The organism is Halomonas sp. A11-A, assembly GCF_003182195.1.
Classification (GTDB): Bacteria; Pseudomonadota; Gammaproteobacteria; order Pseudomonadales; family Halomonadaceae; genus Halomonas; species Halomonas alkalicola.
Window position 1 is genome coordinate 168,250 of record NZ_QGTM01000002.1, and the last position, 19,794, is coordinate 188,043.

Here is a 19,794-nt window from a genome sequence, read left to right on the forward strand (position 1 = left end):
CTCCTTACTCGATGATGTCGCCGCGCAGCAGGTAGCGGCAGATGGCCATGGTGCCTACGAAGCCGAGCATGGCGATCAGGATCGCGGCCTCGAAGTAGGTCTTGGTGTTCAGCCAGAGCCCCAGCAGCACGATCAGCGCGATGGAGTTGACGTAGAGGGTGTCCAGGGCCAGCAGGCGGTCCGGGACATCGGGCCCCTTGGCCAGGCGAAAGACATTCATGGCCATGGCCATCACGATCAGCGAAAGGCTGATCATCAGCGCGGTGTCTAGCATTCGAAGATCTCCTTGAGCGGGCGCTCGTAGCGCTCCTGTATCTCGCGTACCAGCGCCTGCTCGTCGTGCATGTCCAGCACGTGGATCAGCAGCGAGGAGCGGTCCAGGCGGACATTGGTGGAGACGGTGCCCGGCGTCATGGTGATGGTGTTGGCCAGCAGGGTGATGGTCAGCGGGTCCTTGACCGAGAGCGGGTACTCCACGAAGCCGGGGTGGGGCTCACGCTTCGGCGAGAGGATCAGCAGGCTGACCTGAACGTTGGCCTTGACGATATCGTAGAGCACCACCAGCACGAACCAGGCCAGCTTGATGGGGTGCCTGACCTGGGGCAGGGGCTCCCAGAAGCCGCGGGTGAGCAGCGGAATCACCACGGCCAGGACGGCGCCGAGAATCAGCTGGCCGGGCGCGATGCTGCGCACCAGCAGAAGCCAGGTGATCAGCAGCACCAGCGACAGGGTAGGAGTGGGCAGCAGGCGACCCATGGCTTTCATGGTGACTCTCCCTCGATGGTGAGCCGTCCGAACTGGAGGGCGGGGGATTCGCCGAGCAGCCGGGCGATCACCGCCTGGGGCTCGGCCAGCTGTTCGGCGGTGGCCTGGGTATAGCCGCTGACCGGCCCGGCGAAGGCGACCAGCAGGGGGGCGCTGGCCAGCAGCCAGAGCACCCCCGCCAGCTGGGGCCGGGTGACGCGACCGCTATCGACCTCGCCCTTGTAGCTGGCCCAGAAGAACACCGAGCCGGCCCGGGACATGGCGATCAGCGCGCAGAGGCCGGCCAGCAGCAGCAGCGGCCAGAGCCACAGCCGCGCCGACCCCTCGGCGGCCTGCATCAGCAGGGCCTTGCCGAGCGCCCCGGCCAGGGGCGGCAGGCCCGCCACCGCCACGGCGGCGACCAGGAACATGCCGCCCAGCAGGTGGCGCTGATGGAGCCGGCGGCCCCGCACCAGGCGGGTGCCCGCCTTGCCGCGCTGCTGGCTGATCAGCTCGGCGATCAGGTAGAGGGCGCCACAGATCAGGGTGGTATGGGGCAGGTAGTAGAGGAGGGCGCCGATGGCATCGATGGAGCCCAGCGCCGTACCGGCCATCAGGGTGCCCACCGAGACCAGCACCAGGTAGGCCACCAGGGTCCGCAGGTCACGGGCCGCCAGCACCCCGACGCCCGCCAGGGCGATGGTGGCCAGCCCCGACCACCACAGCCAGGTCGCAATCGCCTCGGCTACCGGGGTGTCGGCGAAGATCAGCGACTGCACGCGCAGGATGGCGTAGAGGCCGAGCTTGGTCATGATGGCGAACAGGGCGGCCACCGGCGCCGGCGCCGCCGCATAGGTGCGCGGCAGCCAGAAGTAGAGGGGCAGCAGCGCCGCCTTGAGACTGAAGACCACGATCAGCAGCAGGGCGCCGGCGGTGACCAGGGCCGCCTGGTCGCCGGACATCTGCGCCACCCGGCGCGCCATGTCGGCCATGTTGAGGGTGCCGGTGGCGCCGTAGAGCACCCCCAGGGCGACGATGAACAGCGCCGAGCCGGCCAGGTTGAGGATCACATAGTGCAGGCCGGCGCCGATGCGCTCCTTGCCGCCGCCGTGCATCATCAGGGCGTAGGAGGCGAGCAGGGTGATCTCGAAGAAGACGAAGAGGTTGAACATGTCGCCGGTCAGGAAGGCGCCGTTGAGCCCCATCAGCTGCAGCTGGAAGAGCCCGTGGAAGTTGGTGCCGCGGGCGTCCTCGCCGGCGCAGGCGAACAGCACGCTGCCCAGTGCCAGCACGGCGGTCAGGGTCAGCATCAGCGCCGAGAGGCGGTCGAGCATCAGCACGATGCCGAAGGGGGCGTGCCAGTTGCCCAGCGCATAGAAGAGCATCTCGCCGCCGCCCGCCACCGACAGCAGCCAGGCCGCCACCAGCACCTGGGCCACGCAGAGGGCGGTGCTGAGCTGGCGCCTCCGGGTATCGCTGGCCTGGTTGAAGAGCAGCAGGGCAAGGGCGCCGATCATGGGGATCAGGATCGGCAGGGTCACGAGGTGCTGGCTCATTTGGTGTCCCCCGTCTCGCCGGACTGGCCGTCCACATGGTCGCTGCCCAGCTCGCTGCGGGCGCGGATCGCCAGGATCACCACGAAGGCGGTCATGGCGAAGCCGATCACGATGGCGGTGAGCACCAGCGCCTGAGGCAGCGGATCGGCCGGGCTGATCGACTCGCCGATCACCGCGGCGGCGTGGGTGTTGAGCCCCCCGGTGGAGAACAGGAAGAGGTTCACCGCGTAGCCGAGCAGGGCCAGGCCGATGATGACCGGGAAGGTGCGTCCGCGCAGCAGCAGGTAGATGCCGCTGGCGGTGAGCACGCCGACCACCAGGGAAAAGAGGGCTTCCATCAGCGTTCCTCCAGCGTCGGGCGGTGGATCGTGGTGACCCGGCCCAGGTTGATCAGGATCATCAGGGTGGCGCCGACCACGGCCAGGTAGACCCCGAGGTCGAAGAGCATGGCCGAGGCCAGCTCGATCTCACCGATCAGCGGGATATGGAAGTGGCCGAAGGTCGAGGTCAGGAAGGGGTAGCCGAAGAGCCAGCTGGCAAGGCCGGTGGCCACGGCGACGACCAGGCCGGAGACCGCCACCACCGGGTAGGAGATCGGCAGCCGCTCCCGGGTCCAGTCGTGGCCGCGAGCCATGTACTGCAGGATCAGCGCCACGGCGGTGATCAGACCGGCGATGAAGCCGCCTCCGGGCTGGTTGTGGCCGCGCAGGAAGATGTACACCGACACCAGCAGCGCCAGCGGCAGCAGGATCTGGGCGATCACGGCGAGGATCATCGGGTAGCGGTGGCGCGACCAGCGGATCCCCTCCAGGTTGCCCGCCGGCATGAACAGCTTCATGCGGTTGAGCAGCTTGAAGGTGGCCAGGCCCGCCAGGGTCAGCACGGTGATCTCGCCCAGGGTATCGAAGCCGCGGAAGTCCACCAGGATGACGTTGACCACGTTGGTGCCGCCGCCGCCGGGCACCGCCTCGCGCAGGAAGTAGTCGGCGATGGAGATGGTCTCCCGGGTCAGCAGGGCGTAGTTGAGCATCGCCACCGCCAGGCCCAGGGAGACCGCCAGCACCAGATCGCGCAGGATGCGCCGCTGGGAGACCAGCAGCGGCGGGCGCTGGGGCAGGAAGAAGAGCGCCAGGATGAAGAGGATCATCGAGACCACCTCCACCGAGAGCTGGGTCAGTGCCAGGTCGGGGGCGGAGAAGCGCACGAAGGTGAGCGAGACGGTGAGGCCCACCACCGAGAGCATCAGCAGGGAGACCAGCCGCCAGCGGTGGCTCAGGGCGCTGCCGATGGCGCCGAAGGTGATCAGTGCCGCCCCGAGCACCAGCATGCCGTCCACCGGCTGCTGGCCCAGGGGGCCTGTCAGGGCGTCGAGCCGGGTCAGGCCCACGGCCACCATGGCCAGGGCGGTAAGCAGCAGCAGCGCCTGATAGCGCTGCAGGGAGCCGTTCTCCAGGCGCTGGGTGAGCCACAGTGCGGCCTTGATCACCCTCAGCACGGCGGCCTCGAAGATGCGCCCGGCATCCCGTGCCGGGAAGAGGGCGGCGATGTTGGCCAGGCGGCGATGGTGACGCACCAGCAGGATGCCGCCGATGACCGCCATCAGGCTCATGGCAAGGGGCAGGTTGAGGCCGTGCCACAGCGCTAGGGAGATCAGCGGGGTGGTATCACCCTGGACGGCGAGGCTGGCGGCGTTGACCAGCGGGGCGGCCAGGGTCATGGGAAAGAGCCCCACTGCCAGGCTCATGGCGGCCAGGAAGAGGCCAGGAGCCAGCATGCCCCGGGCCGGGTCATGGACGTGCATGGGCGGCTCGGCCTTCTGCTCCCGGGTGAGCTTGGGCGCGGCGAAGAAGAGGCTCCAGATCAGGCGCAGCGAGTAGGCCACCGAGAGGGTGGCGGCCACCATCACCAGCAGCGGAATCAGGCCGCTCAGGGCCCCCAGCACGTCGTTGATCAGGCTCTGCTCGAAGAGCATCTCCTTGGAGAGAAAGCCGTTGAAGGGGGGGAAGCCGGCCATGGCGGCGCCCGCCAGGATCACCATGGTGCCGGTGAGCGGCATCATCGACCACAGGGCGCCCAGGCGGTCGATGTCACGGGTGCCGGTCTCGTGGTCGATGATGCCCACGCTCATGAACAGCGCCGCCTTGAAGGTGGCGTGGTTGAGGATGTGGAACACCGCGGCGACGATGGCCAGCGGGCTGCCCAGCCCCAACAGCAGGGTGATCAGGCCCAGGTGGCTCACCGTGGAGAAGGCCAGGATGCCCTTGAGGTCGCGCTCCATGAGGGCGAACCAGGCGGCATAGAGCATGGTGGCGAGGCCCACCAGGGAGAGCGATACTGCCCACAGCGTGCTGTCGCCCAGCGCCGGGGTGAGCCGGGCCATCAGGAAGACCCCCGCCTTGACCATGGTGGCCGAGTGCAGGAAGGCGGAGACCGGGGTGGGCGCCGCCATGGCGTGGGGCAGCCAGAAGTGGAAGGGGAACTGGGCGGACTTGGTGAAGGCGCCGAACAGCACCAGCGCCAGGATCAGCGGGTAGTGCGCCGAGGCGCGGATGACGTCGCCGGCGGCCAGCACGTCCGCCATGGCGAAGCTGCCCACCACGTTGCCGATCAGCAGCAGGCCGGCGAGCAGCGCCAGGCCGCCGGCGCCGGTGACCGCCAGCGCCATGCGCGCACCGCGGCGGGCGTCGCTCCTGTGGCCCCAGAAACCGATCAGCAGGAAGGAGGAGACGCTGGTCAGCTCCCAGAAGAGCCACAGCAGGATAAGGTTGTCCGCCATGGCGATGCCGACCATGGCGGTCATGAACAGCATCATGTAGGCGAGGAAGCGACCGTCATCCTCGTCGGCGCTGAGGTAGTGGCCGGCGTAGTAGAGGATCAGGCTGCCGATGCCCAGAATCAGCAGCGCAAAGAGCAGCGTCAGGCCGTCGATGCGCAGCGCCAGGTCGAGGCCCAGCAGGGGCATCCAGGCAAGCGAGACGGAGACGATCTCACCGGCCAGCACCGCCGGGGCATGGATCAGCACCAGGAAGAGGGCGAGGAGGGGGGCCGCCAGGGTGGCAAGGGTGCAGAAGCGTCGGCCGTGGCGAGAGGTGGCAACCGGCACCAGGGCGCCGAGCAGGGTGAGAAGGGGAATCCACAGCAGTGCCATCGGTATGCTCATCCACTCAGTGGCGGGAGCGTACCTTCCAGGCCGCGGACACCGCCCCGGTGCCTGTGGCCCGGGCAGTCACGTCACCGCCCGGCTCATCTTCATTCCGCTGGCCAGGGGCCATCGGAGCGCTGGGGTGCGGCAACCGGGCAGGCCAGAAAATCGCATGGTAATCATTCACTAATGATAAGATGCCGACTTCCGTTTAAGGTAAGGCGCAGCCCGTTCTTGCCACTCGCCGGCGAGAGTCTATAGGCTTTCTCTATTGATAAACAGGCTCCGGGGTGCTGCGCTGCGTCATCCATTAGGCGAATGCTGATCCAGATCAGGCCGCCTGCCATGCGCCCTTGGACCCTAGGACGAACACGACCAGGAGAGCCCCCTTGATCCAATTTGCCGTGCTGTCGGGATTCCTGCTGGCCGCCCTGGCGCCGCTCTTCCATCGCTGGTTCGGCGATCGCACCAGCTTCTTCCTGGCCGCCTTCCCCGCCTCCCTGGCGCTCTGGTTCCTGACCCAGCTGCCGGCGGTGATGGCCGGCGAGACCCTGGTGTTTGCCATGGAGTGGGTGCCGTCGCTCGGCATGAGCCTGACCTTCGTGGTCGACGGCCTCTCGATGCTGTTCGCCCTGCTGGTGACCGGCATCGGCACCTTCGTGCTGATCTACGCCGGGGGCTACCTGAAGGGGCACCCGGACCTGGTGCGCTTCCACCTGGCGATCCTCGCCTTCATGGTCTCCATGCTGGGGCTGGTGCTGGCCGACGGCCTCTTCACCCTGTTCGTCTTCTGGGAGCTGACCAGCATCACCTCCTACCTGCTGATCGGCTTCAACCACACCGATCTGGAGGCGCGCAAGTCGGCCCGGCAGGGGCTCTTCGTCACCGTGGCGGGGGGGCTGGCGCTGATGGCGGGCCTGGCGATGCTGGGGGTGGCCGGCGGCAGCTGGTCGCTCTCCGAGCTCAATGCCATGGACGACGTGCTGCGCGACCATGGCCTCTACACGCCGCTGCTGATCTGCCTGCTGCTGGGCGCCTTCACCAAGTCGGCCCAGTTTCCCTTCCATTTCTGGCTGCCCAACGCCATGGCGGCGCCCACCCCGGTGTCGGCCTACCTGCACTCGGCCACCATGGTCAAGGCGGGCATCTACCTGCTGGCGCGGCTGCAGCCGGGCCTCGGCGGCACCGAGATGTGGACGGTGACGCTCTCGGTGGTGGGGGCGCTGACCATGTTCACCGGCGCCTTCCTGGCCATCCGCCACACCAATATCAAGAAGCTCTTGGCCTACTCCACGGTGATGGCCCTGGGCACCCTGACCATGCTGCTGGGCATCGGCACCGAGGGGGCGATGATCGCCTTCGTCACCTTCCTGCTGGCCCACTCGCTCTACAAGGGGGCCCTGTTCATGGTGGCCGGCATCCTCGACCACGAGACCGGCACCAAGGACGTCACCGCCATGGGCGGCCTGCGGCCGCTGATGCCGATCACAGCGGTGATCGCCATGGTGGCGGCGCTGTCGCTGGCCGGGGTGCCGCCGCTGTTCGGCTTCATCGGCAAGGAGCTGATGTTCGAATCGGTGCTCGACGCCAGCGCCTGGCGGGCGCTGGTGGTGCTGCTAGCCTTCAGTGCGGCCATCCTGACCATCGCCGTGGCGGCCATCATTGCCCTGCGCCCCTTCTTCGGCCAGCGACGCCAGACGCCGCGGGTGGCCCACGAGGCGCCGGCCTCCATGCTGCTGGGGCCGGCGGTGCTGGCCACGCTCTCGCTGCTGCTGGGCCTGCTGCCTGCCCTGGCCGGCACCGGCCTGCTCACCGCCGCCGCCTCGGCGGTGGTCGGCGCGCCGGTGGAGGTCAAGCTCTCACTGTGGCACGGCATCAACCTGCCGCTTCTGATGTCGGTGGTGAGCCTGGTACTGGGCTATCTGCTCTTCCAGCGCTGGGATCGGGTGCGGGCCCGCCTGGCACGGCTCGACCCGCTGATCGCCCGGGGTCCCGAGTCCGGCTATGACGCCTTCATGGACGGCGTGGTGGTGGTCTCCGAATGGCAGACCCGTATCCTGCAAAACGGCTATATGCGCAACTACATCCTGGTGATGATCGTCACCCTGATCGCCCTGATCGGCAACTCGCTGCTGCTGCGCCACTCCCCCCAGCTGGCCTTCGACCTCGATGTCCAGTTCCACGAGGCGATCGTGGTCGGCACCATGGTGCTGGGGGCGCTGTTTGCCGCCATCTCCCGCTCGCGGCTCGGCGCGGTGGTCTCGGTGGGCATCATGGGCTTCTCCATCGCGCTGATCTTCATCCTCTTCAGCGCCCCCGACCTGGGCATCACCCAGCTGCTGGTGGAGACCCTGACGGTGATCCTGCTGGTGCTGGTGCTGTTCCGCCTGCCGCGCTTCTCGAGCCTCTCCACTCCCCTGGAGCGGGTGCGCGACGTGGCCGTGGCCGGCAGCCTGGGCGGGCTGATCACCCTGCTGGTGCTCACCTCCTGGAGCATCGACCAGTTCGTGCCGATCTCCGACTACATGATCGCCAACAGCGCGCCCCTGGCCTACGGGCGCAATATCGTCAACGTGATTCTGGTGGACTACCGTGCGCTGGATACCCTGGGCGAAATCTTCGTGCTGGCGCTGGCCGCCATCGGGGTCTTCGCCATGCTCAAGCTGCGCGCCCCGGAGAAGCCGAAGAAGAGTGCTGCGACCAAGGAGAACGCCGATGGTTAAGTCCGGCACCATCATCCTCAACACGGCGGCACGGATGCTGATGCCGCTGCAACTGTTGTTCTCTATCTTCCTGCTGCTGCGCGGCCACGACGAGCCCGGCGGCGGCTTCATCGCCGGCCTGGTGGCCGCCGGTGCCTTCACCCTCTACCTGTTCGCCTTCGGGGTCAGCGCCACCAAGGGGGTGCTGCGCATGATCGACCCACGGGACCTGGTCGGCATGGGCCTGCTGCTGGGCATGATCTCGGTGGTGCCGGCCTGGTTCGTCGGCGAAGCCTTCCTCACCGCCCAGTGGTGGGAGATTCCCGGCATCGACTTCAAGGCCTCGACGCCGCTGATCTTCGATATCGGCGTCTACCTGGCCGTGCTCGGCTCGGTGCTGACCATGGTGATGACGCTGATGGAGGTGGACAAGGATGAGCCCTGAGAACGCCGCCCACCGGACAGGAGATGCCCCATGGAACCCGTGATGGCGCTGGCCATCGGCATGATGTATGCCGCCGCGATCTTCCTGATGCTGCGTCGCTCCATCGTCAAGCTGGTGATCGGGCTGATGCTGCTGTCGAACGCCGCCAACCTGCTGATCTTCACCTCGGCGGGCATGACCCGCGGGGCGCCGCCGCTGATTCCCGAGGGCATGCTGGCGCCCGCCGGGGCGGTGGCCGACCCGCTGCCCCAGGCGGTGGTGCTGACCGCCATCGTGATCGCCTTCGGCGTGCTGGCCTTCGCCGTGGTGCTGATTCGCCGGGCCTACGAGATCGTCAAGGCCGATGACCTGGACAAGATGAAGGATACCGACACGTGAGGCCCGAAGTCGCACTTCCCGTCCTCCTGCCGCTGCTGTCGGGCGCCATCTCGCTGCTCTTCTGGCGCTCGCGGCCCATGCAACGCTTCACCGCCGTGGCCGGCAACCTGGCCCTGCTGGTGGTCTCGCTGTGGCTGTTCACCTCGGTGCACCAGGATGGCTACGTGACCATCCAGATGGGGGGCTGGGAGGCCCCCTATGGCATCACCCTGGTGGCCGACATGCTCAGCGCGGTGATGATCGTGCTCACCGCCCTGATCGGCCTGGCGCTGGCCGTCTACTCGCTGGCCTCCACCGGGCCGGATCACGAGAAGTTCGGCTACTACCCGCTGATGCACCTGCTGCTGGCCGGGGTCGCCGGTGCCTTCCTCACCGGCGACATCTTCAACCTCTACGTCTGGTTCGAGGTGATGCTGGTGGCGAGCTTCGCGCTGCTGATCCTCGGCGGCGAGAAGGCCCAGATGGAGGGGGCGATCAAGTACGTGACCCTCAACCTGCTGGCCTCGGTGATCTTCCTGACCGCCATCGGCCTGACCTACGGCATGGTAGGCACCCTCAACATGGCCGACATCGCCCTGCGCCTCCACGAGGCGGAGCACCAGGGCATGGTGGAGGTGCTGGCGGTGATGTTCATGGTGGCCTTCGGCATCAAGGCGGCGGCCTTCCCGCTGTTCTTCTGGCTGCCGGCCTCCTACCACACGCCGCCGGTGGCGGTGTCGGCGCTGTTCGCCGGCCTGCTCACCAAGGTGGGGGTCTACTCGCTGTTCCGGGTCTTCACCCTGATGTTCGACGAGACCCTGGACTACACCCAGGACCTGCTGATCTGGGGCGCGGCCCTGACCATGGTCACCGGGGTGCTGGGGGCGGCGGCCCAGTACGAGTTCCGCCGCATCCTGTCGTTCCATATCGTCAGCCAGATCGGCTACATGATCCTGGGCCTGGCGCTCTACACGCCCCTGGCGATCGCCGGCGGCATCTTCGCGGTGATGCACAACATCGTGGTCAAGACCAACCTCTTCCTGATCAGCGGCATCACCCGGCGCCTGCAGGGCACCTACCAGCTCAAGAAGATGGGCGGGCTCTACAAGGAGCGCCCCTGGCTCGCCGTGGCCTTCTTCCTCTCCGCCTTCTCCCTGGCCGGCATCCCGCCGCTGTCGGGCTTCTTCGCCAAGTTCGTGATCGTGCGCGCCGGCATCGAGGCCGAGGCCTACGTGGTCACCGGCATCGCCCTGGCGGTGGGCTTGATGACCCTCTACTCCATGGTCAAGATCTGGAACGAGGTGTTCTGGAAGGCGCTGCCCGAGGAGAACCTGGTGCCCGAGCAGGAGACCGTGGTGGGCGACGATGGCCGCATGGTCAAGCCCAGCCTGTGGCTGATGACCCTGCCGGTGGGGGTGCTGGCGGCGCTGTCGCTTTTGATCGGCGTCTTCGCCGAGCCGCTGATGGGCCTGATGAACACCATCGGCGAGCAGCTGATGAACCCCCAGGGCTACATCGAGGCCGTGCTGGGCGGTAACGTGGATGTCAGCGAGGCCCTCATCGAGGCGCCGGCAAGCGAGGAGGCAAGCCCATGACCGGAGCCATCTGGAACCTGCTGCTGGCCCTGGCCTGGGTCGTGCTGAGCGGCGACTTCACCGGCCTCAACCTGGTGGTGGGGCTGGTGTTCGGCTACATCGCCCTGGTGCTGATCGAGCCCCAGGTGGAGGCCCTGCAGGGCTATCCCGCGCGTATCCCGAGGATCCTGGGCTTCATCGGCTTCTTCATCAAGGAGCTCTTGATGGCCAACCTCAAGGTGGCCTTCGACATCCTGACCCCGCCCTGGCACATGAAGCCCGGGGTGATCGCCATGCCCCTGGAGGCGCGTACCGAGCTCGAGATCACCATGGTGGCGAACCTGATCTCCCTGACCCCCGGCACCCTGAGCCTGGACGTCTCCGACGACCGCAAGGTGCTCTACATCCACGCCATGTTCCTCGACGATGAGGAGGAGCTGCGCCGCAACCTCAAGGAAATGGAATACCGTGCCCTGGAACTGTTTCGCTGAGCCTGGCCGCGAGGTACCCGCATGGATATCGTGATACTGATCAGCCAGGTCATCATGAGCCTCGCCCTGATCCTCTGCTTCGTGCGCGTGGTGCGCGGGCCGAGCCTGCCCGACCGGGTGGTGGCCCTGGAGCTCTTCGCCAGCATCGTCGTGGGCCTGGTGGGCGTCTACGCCATCAAGTCCGACGTCTCGAGCTTCATCGATGCGGCCATCGTCATCGCCCTGATGGGCTTCCTGGCCGCCATCGGTTTCGCCCGCTTCCTGGAACGTGGAGGACCGCGCGATGATTGAGTTCATCAAGGGCACCTTCGTCATCGCCGGCGCCCTGCTGATGCTGCTGGCGTCGCTGGGCATCCTGCGCCTGCCCGACCTGTTGACCCGCATGCACGCCACCACCAAGGCCGCGGCCCTGGGGGTGATCCTGGTCATGCTGGCGGTGGCGATGCACTTCGCCGAGGTGGGGGTGGCGGCTCGCGCCTTCGCCATCATCGTCTTCATCCTGATGACCGCCCCGGTGGCGGCCCACATCATCGGCCGAGCCGGCTACTTCGTGGGTTCCAAGCTGTGGAGCGGCACGGTCAAGGATGAGCTGCGTCCCAACTATGACCCGCTCACCCACGAGCTGAAGAGCGGCCACGAGACCGAGGCCAACGCCCGGCGCGAGCCGAAGGAGAGCGACCCCTCCTGATCCATGCTGACGCTGCCCGTCGAAGGCCGCCTCCGGGCGGCCTTCTGCCGTGAGGAGGGTAGGGGGGGGGTTGAGTTATGCATTTGTTGTACGATAACAATATTCTGTCCATGAAGATGGGCCCCGTCGTGCACCTCAAACCTCGCCTGGCTGCGCCACGACCTGCGCCTCGCCGGCGGCTAGGGGGTGGTGGTGGTACCGTTTCTGCGCGATGATCGGCGCAATGCCATGCCATGGAGAGCGTAAGCGTGATGAAACGGACAGCGACCCTCGGCCTGATGCTGGGCCTGCTTGCCGGCTGCCAGAGCGGCCCGGCCCGGGACGCCCGGGCGGCGGATGAGCCTGCCGCCGACGCCACCCCGACGGTGGCCGAGGCGACCGCCAGCGAGGCCGAGCCGGCCCCGCCTGCCAACTTCGACGCCTGGCGCGCCCAGTTCCGCCGGGAAGCCCGCCAGGAAGGCATCTCCGAGGCGACCCTGGCGCGCGCTCTGGATGGTGTCCGCTACCGGCCGAGGGTGATCGAGCTGGACCGCTCACAGCCGGAGTTTGTGCGTCCCATCTGGCAGTATCTGGACAGCGCCGTCTCCGCCCAGCGGGTCACCCAGGGGCGCGCCAAGCTGGCCGAGCATCGCGACACCGCACGGCGCATGGAGCAGCGCTACGGCGTTCCCGCCGAGGTGGTCGTGGCGATCTGGGGCATCGAGAGCAACTACGGCGGCAACTTCGGCAGCTTCTCGACCCTCGACGCGCTCTCCACCCTGGCCTTCGACGGTCGCCGTCGCGACTTCGCCCGCGGCGAACTGCTCGCCGCCCTGCGCATCATCGAGGCCGGCGACATCGCCCCGGAGCGCATGGTCGGCTCCTGGGCCGGCGCCATGGGCCATACCCAGTTCATTCCCTCGAGCTTCGAGGCCTACGCCGTGGACGGCGACGGTGACGGACGCCGCGACATCTGGGACAGCATTCCCGACGTCATGGCCTCCACCGCCAACTACCTGGCCCGGGCCGGATGGGTCCCGGGCCAGCCCTGGGGCGTGGAGGTCGTGCTGCCGGACGACTTCGACTACGCCCAGGCGGAGCTCGCCAACCGGCGCTCGGCCCGGGAGTGGGCCGACCTCGGCGTGCGCCCGCTCGGCGGCGGTCGCCTGCCCGACTTCGAGGCGGCCTCGGTGATCGTGCCCGCCGGGGCCCGCGGCCCGGCCTTCCTGGTGGGTCCCAACTACCGGGCGATCCTGCGTTACAACAACGCCACCAGCTATGCCCTGGCGGTGGGGTCCCTGGCCGACCAGATCGCCGGCCGCGGCGGCATCCAGGCCGGTTGGCCCCGGGACGAGCAGCCGCTGAGCCGTGATCAGGTGCGCGAGATGCAGCGCTCGCTCAACGCCCGCGGTTTCGATGTGGGAACCCCGGACGGCATCATGGGCCCCAACACCCAGCGTGGGCTGCGGGCCTACCAGCAGTCGATCGGCGCCACGCCGGACGGTTTCGCCACCCTGCGGCTGCTGGAGCGCCTCCAGCGATGAGGGCGGCGAGCGCGTCGGGTTTGCCGCTCGGTGCGCCAGCGGGGAACCCTCGGTCCTCCATGCGGTCCATCTGCACGTTTTGTGCATTTTCTCTCTGTCCCTGAAAGGAGGCCACCCATGGGTTTCGCTGCCTCGACGCGCCGCATGGCGCGCCCCCTCGTCCTGGCTGCCGGGCTTCTGGCTGGCATGGCCCAGGCCGGCGCCGACGACAAGGTGTTCGGCTGGGTCGAGCGCGCCACCATCGAACCCTGGGGCGTGGCGGTGAAGGCCAAGCTGGACAGCGGGGCGCTGACCTCGTCGCTGGATGCCCGGGAGATCGAGACCTTCGAGCGCGACGGCGAGGAGTGGGTGAGGTTCCGGCTCAAGCTGGAGGATACCGCCAGCGGCGAGGCCTTCACCGAAGAGCTCGAGCTGCCACTCTATCGCGACCTGCGCGTGCGCGGGGCGGGGGGGCGCGACGAGCGGCCGGTGGTGCTGATGAAGGTCTGCCTGGGTGATACTGTCTATGAGGAGCAGTTCAGCCTGCGTGACCGCGAGGAGATGAACTATCCGCTGCTGCTGGGCCGGCGCACCATCTCTCACCTGGGCCTGCTGGACGTGCGCGAGACCTTCATGCAGCCCCCGAACTGCAGCGAGGAGTCACCGCTTCGCGAGCATGAGCCCGACGAGATGGGCGAGGGCCACGACGGCTGACGCCGCCGCGTCCGGGGTTAGAACAGCCGGGCCAGCAGGGCGGTCACCGCGGTCTCCACGCGCAGGATGCGCGGCCCCAGGTGGATGCCCTCGCAGCCCGCCTCGAGCAGCTTCTCCACTTCCCAGGGAATGAACCCGCCCTCCGGCCCCACCAGCAGCAGGGTGGGGTCGTCTATCCCCCGCGGGCAGGCCTGGGCCATGCCGGGGTGGGCCAGCAGGGCGCGCCGCCTCTCGAGCAGGCCGGGCAGGCGTTCCTCCATGAAGGGGCGAAAGCCCTTCTCCAGGGTGACTGTGGGCAGCAGGGTGTCGCGGGCCTGTTCGAGCCCCAGCACCAGGTGCTGGTGGATCTTCTCCGCGGCCAGCTCCGGCGATTGCCAGTAGCTCTTCTCCACTCGGCGAGTGTGCAAGAGGGTGATCGCCTTCACGCCCAGCGCGGTGGCATGCTCCAGGCTTCTCGCCAGCATGCGCGGCCGCGGCAGGGCCAGCACCAGGTGTACCGGCAGGGCCGGGGGCGGCGGCTGGTCGAGGCCGTCCAGGCGGAAGGTGGCTTCCCGGTCGTCGAGGGCGAGCAGCTCGCCCTGGCCGATGCCGCCACCCAGCACCCCCAGCGTCAGGCGGTCGCCCGGCGTGGCGCGATGCACCTCGCGCAGGTGGCGCAGCCGGCGCGGGTCGGTGATCCGGGCCAGGCGGTGGTTCTCGATATCCTCCAGAGCAAGCAGGATCAGGTTCATCGGTGCCTCGCGTTGGCGGCAATGTCGTGCATGGCCTTGCATGGATGGTGTCGCGGTGCACAATAGCCGTACAGGGGCACACGCCCTCACATCGACCGAGGAGCAGCGCCGTGCGCGTGATTCGCAAGTATGCCAACCGCAGGCTCTATGATACCGAACAGAGCCGCTATGTGACCCTCGAGGATCTGCGCCAGCTGGTGCTCGATGACGTGCCCTTCCGCGTCGAGGACGCCAAGAGCGGCGAGGACCTGACGCGCACCATCCTGCTGTCGATCATCATCGAGCAGGAGCAGGCCGACGGTGATGCCGAGGTGTTCTCCAATGACCTGCTGGCCCAGTTCATCCGCGTCTACGATATGGCCCAGCCGCTGCCTCTGGCCCGCTATCTGGAGCAGGGGACCCGGCTGATGATGGAGCAGCAGCAGCGCATGCAGGATCAGTGGCAGCAGGCCATGCGCCACTCGCCCATGGAGCTGATGCGTGAGCTGGCCGAGGAGAACATGAAGTTCTGGCAGCAGACCATCGGCCAGGCCGGCGGCAAGAACGATGATGAGACGAAGTAAGGCCCGGGCGCAGGCGCACGCTTTCTGACATAATGCCGCCTCGTTACGGCTCGTCGAGCTTTCGATTCGCAGAATGCAGGTGGAACGAATGAAGGTGCTGATCATCGGCGGCGGTGGCCGCGAACATGCCTTGGCCTGGAAGGTCGCCCAGTCGCCTCTGGTGGCACAGGTCTTCGTGGCGCCCGGCAATGCCGGAACCGCCCGGGAGGCTGGCCTGGCCAACGTTGACATCGCGGTGGATGACCTCGATGGCTTGGTGGCCTTCGCCCGGGACGAGGGCATCGACCTGACCATCGTCGGTCCGGAAGCGCCGCTGGTGGTCGGTGTGGTCGATCGCTTCCGCGAGGCGGGCATGGCGATCTTCGGCCCCACGGCCGGCGCCGCCCAGCTCGAGGGCTCCAAGTCCTTCACCAAGGACTTCCTGGCCCGCCACGCCATTCCCACCGCTGACTACCGCACCTTCACCGAGGTGGCGCCGGCGCTTGCGTACCTCGCCGAGCAGGGCGCCCCCATCGTCATCAAGGCCGATGGCCTGGCCGCCGGCAAGGGCGTGATCGTGGCCATGACCCTCGACGAGGCCGAGGCCGCGGTGCGCGACATGCTGGAGGCCAACGCCTTCGGTGACGCCGGCGCGCGGGTGGTGATCGAGGAGTTCCTCGACGGCGAGGAGGCCAGCTTCATCGTCATGGTAGACGGCGAGACCGTGCTGCCCATGGCCACCAGCCAGGACCACAAACGGGTGGGCGAGGGCGACACCGGCCCCAACACCGGGGGCATGGGCGCCTATTCCCCGGCCCCCGTGGTCACCGACGAGGTGCATCGCCGCATCATGGAGCGGGTGATCCTGCCCACCGTGAAGGGCATGGCGGCCGAGGGGCACCCCTACACCGGCTTCCTCTACGCGGGGCTGATGATCGACGCCGAGGGCAACCCCAAGGTGATCGAGTACAACTGCCGCTTCGGTGACCCCGAGACCCAGCCGATCATGCTGCGGCTGCAGTCCGACTTGGCCGAGCTGTGCCTGGCCGGCGCCCGGGGCGAACTGGCCGGCAAGGCGTGCGACTGGGATCCCCGCGCCGCGGTGGGCGTGGTGCTGGCCGCCGGCGGCTATCCCGGCAGCTACCGCAAGGGCGATGTGATCGAGGGCATCGAGGCCGCCGAGGCCACCGGCTGCAAGGTCTTCCATGCCGGCACGGCGGAGCAGGATGGCCAGCTTGTCACCGCCGGCGGGCGGGTGCTCTGCGTCACCGCCCTGGGCGAGGGGGTCTCGGCCGCGGCCGGGCAGGCCTACCGCGGCGTCGACGCCATCCGCTGGGAAGGCGTGCTCTGCCGTCGCGACATCGCCTACCGGGCCATTGCCCGGGAGCGCGATCAGGCCTGAGGCCGCCCCCACCCGCAAGCGCCCTCGACCACAACAAGAGCGATACAAGGAGGCAGGCATGGAGCGCGTCAGGCTCGAGTTTCCCGAGACGGCCATCGTGCACCGTCATCCGCTGACGGTGCGCGTCACCGACATGAACTACGGCCGCCATCTGGGCCATGACACCCTGGTGTCGCTGCTCCACGAGGCGAGGATCCAGGCCTTCGGTGCCCTGGGCCTCACCGAGTGGGACCTCGGCGGCTACCCAAGCGTGGTGGCGGACCTCGCCGTGCAGTACCAGTCCGAGGCGCGCTGGCCCGATGCCCTGGTGGTGGAGACGGCGATCCCGACCCCCGTCGGGCGGGCGATCACCGTCTACCACCGCGTGCGCCACGCCGAGGGCGGCCGCCCCGTGGCCACCGCCCGGCTCAACGTGATGCTGGTCGACCCGGCCACCGGGCGCCCGGTGGCGGTGCCCGAGGCCGTGGTCGCGGCGCTTGCCGGAGCAGGGGGCGCCTGATGTCCCGCGAATATCCGATCATCGCCGTAACCGGCTCCTCCGGGGCCGGCACCACCACGGTCAAGCGTTCCTTCGAGCGCATGTTCGCCCGCGAGGACGTCCATGCCGCCGTGGTCGACGGCGACGCCTTCCATCGCTATACCCGGGAGGAGCTGGCGCGGATCTTCCGCGAGGAGCCCGAGCGCAAGGACGAGCTCTCCCACTTCGCCGTGGAGGCCAACCTGCTCGACGAGCTCGAGGCGCTGTTCCAGGAGTACGGCGAGCAGGGCAGTGGCACCTATCGCCACTATATCCACGCCGAGGACAAGCGGATGATTGAGGCCGGCTACCGGGTCGGCACCTTCACCGAGTGGCAGTCGCTGCCCTACGGCACCGACCTGCTCTTCTACGAGGGGCTCCACGGTGGCCTGGTGACGCCCGAACACGACATCGCTCGCCATGTGGATCTGCTGGTGGGGGTGGCGCCCACCATCAACCTGGAGTGGATCCAGAAGATTGTGCGCGACACCAAGCTGCGCGGCCACTCCCAGGAGGCGGTGATTGACACTATCCTCGGGCGCATGGACGACTACGTGCGCTACATCCAGCCGCAGTTCTCGCGCACCCACATCAATTTCCAGCGAGTCCCCACGGTGGATACCTCCAACCCCTTCGAGGTGCAGGATATCCCCACCGATGCCGAGTCCTTCGCGGTGATCCGCTTCCGCGATCCCGCCACCGTGGACTTTCCCTACCTGCTGGCGATGATTCCGGATTCCTTCATGAGCCGCCCCCATACCCTGGTGGTGCCAGGGGCGCGGGTGTCGCTGGCCATGGAGTTGATCCTCGCGCCGCTGGTGCGCCACCTGCTGGCCCAGCGGCGCTTCCGCTGAGCACCACCCTCCAGAGCTCCGACCAGGGAGAGACGCCATGGCCTGCCTATTCTGCCGGATCATCAACCGCGAGATCCCCGCCACCATCGTCTTCGAGGACGACGAGGTGCTGGCCTTTGAGGACATCGCTCCCCAGGCCCCGGTCCACCTGCTGGTGATCCCCAAGCGCCATATCGCAACCCTCAACGACCTCGACGAGGGCGACCGCGCCCTAGTCGGCCGGCTGCCCATCGTGGCCGCCAGGCTGGCCCGCGAGCGGGGCTTCCATGAGGCGGGCTACCGGGTGGTGATGAACTGCAATGACGACGGCGGCCAGACGGTCTATCATATTCATATGCACCTGATGGGCGGTCGACGCTTCACTTGGCCGGCTGGCTAGCCGGCGCCCTGCGGGCAACCGCGCAAGCCCAGGCGTTCGACGCATCGGGTGCAGCTTCTTTTCGACGCCACCGCCAGGTGGCGTCGGCCGTTCAGGGCGGTGCTTCAGGCGGTAGGTGGCCTCGGCTACAATGGGGCATCCATTCCGGACCGAGGCGCGACGAGGTCGTCATGAACCGCAAGCTCTCTCCCAGCGACAACCTGATCCACCAGTTCGATACCGTGCTGCGCACCCTGGTGCCCCATGCCGCCCGGGCATCGCGGCCGTCTCCGGCGACCCCAGAGGTGCAGGATGCGCCCATGGACGAGGAGGAGCGCCGCCATGCGGCCGGGCTGATGCGCATCAACCACACCGGCGAGGTGTGCGCCCAGGCGCTCTACCAGGGCCAGGGGCTGACCGCCAAGTTGCCCGATGTGCGTGACCAGATGGAGGAGGCGGCCAGGGAGGAGATCGACCACCTGGCCTGGTGCGACGAGCGGCTCGTCGAGCTGCACGACCGCCCCAGCCTGCTCAACCCGCTCTTCTATGCCGCCTCCTTCGGCATTGGCGCGGTGGCCGGAGCCGTGGGCGACCGCATTAGCCTCGGCTTCGTGGCCGCCACCGAGGAGCAGGTGGGCCGCCATCTGGAGGACCACCTGGTGAAGCTGCCGGCGGGGGATCAGCGCTCCCGGGCGGTGCTGCGCCAGATGGCCATCGACGAGGCCCACCACGCCCAGCTGGCGCTGGAGGCCGGTGGCGCCCGCTTCCCCGCCCCGGTCAAGTTCGGCATGACGCTGATGTCCAAGGTGATGACCAAGAGCGTCTATCGAGTCTAGGCGCCGAACGCCAGGAACCAAGGGTCAGGGCCACGATTCAGCGGGAGGCGCCGGTAGTAGGCCGAAGAGGAGGTCTGAGGACCAGGGATGGCCGAAGTAGCGTACAAGGGTGTATTTACAGCGCCTCCTCGCAGGCCTACTCCCGGGTCAGCCTTCTGCGCAGGCTTATTCCTCAACGATGGTATACGAGTGCGTCACCTCGACGCCGCCCTTCACCAGCATGATGGAGGCGCTGCAGTACTTCTCCGCGGAGAGCTCCACGGCGCGCTGTACCTGCTTCTCCTTCAGCCCCTTGCCGGTGACGGTGAAGTGCACGTGGATCTTCGTGAAGACGCTGGGCACCTCATCGGCGCGCTCCGCCTCCAGGCTCGCCACGCAATCGCTCACCGGGGCGCGGGACTTCTCGAGGATCTCCAGCACGTCGAAGGAGGTGCAGGCGCCCAGGCCCATCAGCAGCATCTCCATGGGGCGCGGGCCGGTGTTGCGGCCGCCGTGGTCGGGCGGGCCGTCGATCACCACGCTGTGGCCGCTGCCGCTTTCGGCAACGAATTGACGTCCATCGGTCCATTTTACGCTGGCTTTCATGGCAAGGGTTCCTTTTCGATTGTCGGTTAAGGATGGCTAGCATACAGGTGGTTC

22 protein-coding genes are annotated in these 19,794 nt (G+C 68.0%); 15 read left to right on the forward strand and 7 right to left on the reverse strand.

What is annotated here, in order from left to right:
- Positions 1–4 precede the first annotated feature (4 nt).
- The 5 genes from DER72_RS02940 to DER72_RS02960 are packed head-to-tail and all read right to left on the reverse strand — an operon-like array spanning position 5 to position 5,448.
- A complete protein-coding gene (locus tag DER72_RS02940; RefSeq protein ID WP_110068505.1) occupies positions 5–274 on the reverse strand; it encodes a K+/H+ antiporter subunit F in 270 nt (89 codons plus the stop codon).
- Positions 268–765, reverse strand: coding sequence for a Na+/H+ antiporter subunit E (locus tag DER72_RS02945; protein WP_110068506.1), 498 nt, complete (start codon positions 763–765; stop codon positions 268–270). Before DER72_RS02945 ends, DER72_RS02940 begins: the two co-directional genes overlap by 7 nt.
- Positions 762–2,300, reverse strand: coding sequence for a monovalent cation/H+ antiporter subunit D (locus DER72_RS02950; protein ID WP_110068507.1), 1,539 nt, complete (start codon positions 2,298–2,300; stop codon positions 762–764). The genes DER72_RS02945 and DER72_RS02950 overlap by 4 nt, the downstream gene beginning before the upstream one ends.
- A complete protein-coding gene (locus DER72_RS02955; protein WP_110068508.1) occupies positions 2,297–2,638 on the reverse strand; it encodes a Na+/H+ antiporter subunit C in 342 nt (113 codons plus the stop codon). Before DER72_RS02955 ends, DER72_RS02950 begins: the two co-directional genes overlap by 4 nt.
- Complete coding sequence (locus DER72_RS02960; protein WP_110068509.1) at positions 2,638–5,448, reverse strand: monovalent cation/H+ antiporter subunit A; 2,811 nt, start codon at positions 5,446–5,448, stop codon at positions 2,638–2,640. Before DER72_RS02960 ends, DER72_RS02955 begins: the two co-directional genes overlap by 1 nt.
- A 386-nt stretch (positions 5,449–5,834) precedes the next feature.
- Here DER72_RS02960 and DER72_RS02965 point away from each other — a divergent pair, with 386 nt between their 5' ends.
- The 9 genes from DER72_RS02965 to DER72_RS03005 all read left to right on the forward strand — a co-directional run bounded on the left by DER72_RS02965 (position 5,835) and on the right by DER72_RS03005 (position 13,915).
- Complete coding sequence (locus DER72_RS02965; RefSeq protein WP_110068584.1) at positions 5,835–8,165, forward strand: putative monovalent cation/H+ antiporter subunit A; 2,331 nt, start codon at positions 5,835–5,837, stop codon at positions 8,163–8,165.
- Positions 8,158–8,589 carry a Na+/H+ antiporter subunit B gene (locus DER72_RS02970; protein ID WP_110068510.1) on the forward strand — a complete coding sequence of 144 codons (432 nt, stop codon included), beginning with the start codon at positions 8,158–8,160 and terminating at the stop codon, positions 8,587–8,589. Before DER72_RS02965 ends, DER72_RS02970 begins: the two co-directional genes overlap by 8 nt.
- Before the next feature lie 30 nt (positions 8,590–8,619).
- Positions 8,620–8,967: a Na+/H+ antiporter subunit C gene (locus DER72_RS02975; protein WP_110068511.1), complete on the forward strand. Its 348-nt coding sequence runs from the start codon at positions 8,620–8,622 to the stop codon at positions 8,965–8,967.
- Complete coding sequence (locus DER72_RS02980; RefSeq protein WP_110068512.1) at positions 8,964–10,541, forward strand: Na+/H+ antiporter subunit D; 1,578 nt, start codon at positions 8,964–8,966, stop codon at positions 10,539–10,541. The genes DER72_RS02975 and DER72_RS02980 overlap by 4 nt, the downstream gene beginning before the upstream one ends.
- Entirely contained in the window at positions 10,538–11,011 is a 474-nt protein-coding gene (locus DER72_RS02985) for a Na+/H+ antiporter subunit E (RefSeq protein WP_110068513.1), read from the forward strand. Before DER72_RS02980 ends, DER72_RS02985 begins: the two co-directional genes overlap by 4 nt.
- A gap of 21 nt (positions 11,012–11,032) precedes the next feature.
- On the forward strand, positions 11,033–11,302 hold the full coding sequence (locus DER72_RS02990; protein ID WP_110068514.1) for a monovalent cation/H+ antiporter complex subunit F: 270 nt from the start codon (positions 11,033–11,035) through the stop codon (positions 11,300–11,302).
- Positions 11,295–11,699 (forward strand): monovalent cation/H(+) antiporter subunit G, encoded by a 405-nt coding sequence (mnhG, locus tag DER72_RS02995; RefSeq protein ID WP_110068515.1) that lies wholly within the window; start codon positions 11,295–11,297, stop codon positions 11,697–11,699. Before DER72_RS02990 ends, mnhG begins: the two co-directional genes overlap by 8 nt.
- Before the next feature lie 251 nt (positions 11,700–11,950).
- A complete protein-coding gene (locus DER72_RS03000; protein ID WP_110068516.1) occupies positions 11,951–13,222 on the forward strand; it encodes a lytic murein transglycosylase in 1,272 nt (423 codons plus the stop codon).
- Positions 13,223–13,339: 117 nt separating this feature from the next.
- Complete coding sequence (locus DER72_RS03005; RefSeq protein WP_375153252.1) at positions 13,340–13,915, forward strand: ATP-dependent zinc protease; 576 nt, start codon at positions 13,340–13,342, stop codon at positions 13,913–13,915.
- Positions 13,916–13,932: 17 nt separating this feature from the next.
- Here DER72_RS03005 and DER72_RS03010 read toward each other — a convergent pair whose 3' ends face one another.
- The gene (locus DER72_RS03010; protein ID WP_110068517.1) at positions 13,933–14,646 is read right to left on the reverse strand and encodes a 16S rRNA (uracil(1498)-N(3))-methyltransferase; all 714 of its coding nucleotides are present in this window, start codon (positions 14,644–14,646) and stop codon (positions 13,933–13,935) included.
- A gap of 110 nt (positions 14,647–14,756) precedes the next feature.
- Here DER72_RS03010 and phaR point away from each other — a divergent pair, with 110 nt between their 5' ends.
- The 6 genes from phaR to coq7 all read left to right on the forward strand — a co-directional run bounded on the left by phaR (position 14,757) and on the right by coq7 (position 19,155).
- Positions 14,757–15,209 (forward strand): polyhydroxyalkanoate synthesis repressor PhaR, encoded by a 453-nt coding sequence (gene phaR / locus DER72_RS03015; RefSeq protein WP_110068518.1) that lies wholly within the window; start codon positions 14,757–14,759, stop codon positions 15,207–15,209.
- Between the two features lie 88 nt (positions 15,210–15,297).
- Positions 15,298–16,590 (forward strand): phosphoribosylamine--glycine ligase, encoded by a 1,293-nt coding sequence (gene purD / locus DER72_RS03020; protein WP_110068519.1) that lies wholly within the window; start codon positions 15,298–15,300, stop codon positions 16,588–16,590.
- A 58-nt stretch (positions 16,591–16,648) separates the two neighbouring features.
- Positions 16,649–17,089 carry a thioesterase family protein gene (locus DER72_RS03025; RefSeq protein WP_110068520.1) on the forward strand — a complete coding sequence of 147 codons (441 nt, stop codon included), beginning with the start codon at positions 16,649–16,651 and terminating at the stop codon, positions 17,087–17,089.
- Positions 17,089–17,961, forward strand: coding sequence for a phosphoribulokinase (locus tag DER72_RS03030; protein ID WP_110068521.1), 873 nt, complete (start codon positions 17,089–17,091; stop codon positions 17,959–17,961). Before DER72_RS03025 ends, DER72_RS03030 begins: the two co-directional genes overlap by 1 nt.
- A 37-nt stretch (positions 17,962–17,998) precedes the next feature.
- Complete coding sequence (locus DER72_RS03035; RefSeq protein ID WP_110068522.1) at positions 17,999–18,340, forward strand: histidine triad nucleotide-binding protein; 342 nt, start codon at positions 17,999–18,001, stop codon at positions 18,338–18,340.
- Between the two features lie 170 nt (positions 18,341–18,510).
- Positions 18,511–19,155, forward strand: coding sequence for a 2-polyprenyl-3-methyl-6-methoxy-1,4-benzoquinone monooxygenase (gene coq7 / locus DER72_RS03040; RefSeq protein WP_110068523.1), 645 nt, complete (start codon positions 18,511–18,513; stop codon positions 19,153–19,155).
- Positions 19,156–19,320: 165 nt separating this feature from the next.
- Here coq7 and DER72_RS03045 read toward each other — a convergent pair whose 3' ends face one another.
- Positions 19,321–19,740 carry an OsmC family protein gene (locus tag DER72_RS03045; RefSeq protein ID WP_110068524.1) on the reverse strand — a complete coding sequence of 140 codons (420 nt, stop codon included), beginning with the start codon at positions 19,738–19,740 and terminating at the stop codon, positions 19,321–19,323.
- Positions 19,741–19,794: the final 54 nt, after the last annotated feature.

Coding starts and splice junctions, on each gene's coding strand:
- DER72_RS02960 (WP_110068509.1), bottom strand. CDS start 5,448: ATGGCACTGCTGTGGATTCCCCTTCTCACCCTGCTCGGCGCCCTGGTG.
- mnhG (WP_110068515.1), top strand. CDS start 11,295: ATGATTGAGTTCATCAAGGGCACCTTCGTCATCGCCGGCGCCCTGCTG.
- coq7 (WP_110068523.1), top strand. CDS start 18,511: ATGAACCGCAAGCTCTCTCCCAGCGACAACCTGATCCACCAGTTCGAT.
- DER72_RS03010 (WP_110068517.1), bottom strand. CDS start 14,646: ATGAACCTGATCCTGCTTGCTCTGGAGGATATCGAGAACCACCGCCTG.
- DER72_RS02955 (WP_110068508.1), bottom strand. CDS start 2,638: ATGGAAGCCCTCTTTTCCCTGGTGGTCGGCGTGCTCACCGCCAGCGGC.
- DER72_RS03000 (WP_110068516.1), top strand. CDS start 11,951: ATGAAACGGACAGCGACCCTCGGCCTGATGCTGGGCCTGCTTGCCGGC.
- DER72_RS02945 (WP_110068506.1), bottom strand. CDS start 765: ATGAAAGCCATGGGTCGCCTGCTGCCCACTCCTACCCTGTCGCTGGTG.
- DER72_RS02940 (WP_110068505.1), bottom strand. CDS start 274: ATGCTAGACACCGCGCTGATGATCAGCCTTTCGCTGATCGTGATGGCC.
- DER72_RS02975 (WP_110068511.1), top strand. CDS start 8,620: ATGGAACCCGTGATGGCGCTGGCCATCGGCATGATGTATGCCGCCGCG.
- DER72_RS02970 (WP_110068510.1), top strand. CDS start 8,158: ATGGTTAAGTCCGGCACCATCATCCTCAACACGGCGGCACGGATGCTG.
- DER72_RS02950 (WP_110068507.1), bottom strand. CDS start 2,300: ATGAGCCAGCACCTCGTGACCCTGCCGATCCTGATCCCCATGATCGGC.
- DER72_RS02985 (WP_110068513.1), top strand. CDS start 10,538: ATGACCGGAGCCATCTGGAACCTGCTGCTGGCCCTGGCCTGGGTCGTG.
- purD (WP_110068519.1), top strand. CDS start 15,298: ATGAAGGTGCTGATCATCGGCGGCGGTGGCCGCGAACATGCCTTGGCC.
- DER72_RS03025 (WP_110068520.1), top strand. CDS start 16,649: ATGGAGCGCGTCAGGCTCGAGTTTCCCGAGACGGCCATCGTGCACCGT.
- DER72_RS02990 (WP_110068514.1), top strand. CDS start 11,033: ATGGATATCGTGATACTGATCAGCCAGGTCATCATGAGCCTCGCCCTG.
- DER72_RS03005 (WP_375153252.1), top strand. CDS start 13,340: ATGGGTTTCGCTGCCTCGACGCGCCGCATGGCGCGCCCCCTCGTCCTG.
- DER72_RS03030 (WP_110068521.1), top strand. CDS start 17,089: ATGTCCCGCGAATATCCGATCATCGCCGTAACCGGCTCCTCCGGGGCC.
- DER72_RS03045 (WP_110068524.1), bottom strand. CDS start 19,740: ATGAAAGCCAGCGTAAAATGGACCGATGGACGTCAATTCGTTGCCGAA.
- DER72_RS03035 (WP_110068522.1), top strand. CDS start 17,999: ATGGCCTGCCTATTCTGCCGGATCATCAACCGCGAGATCCCCGCCACC.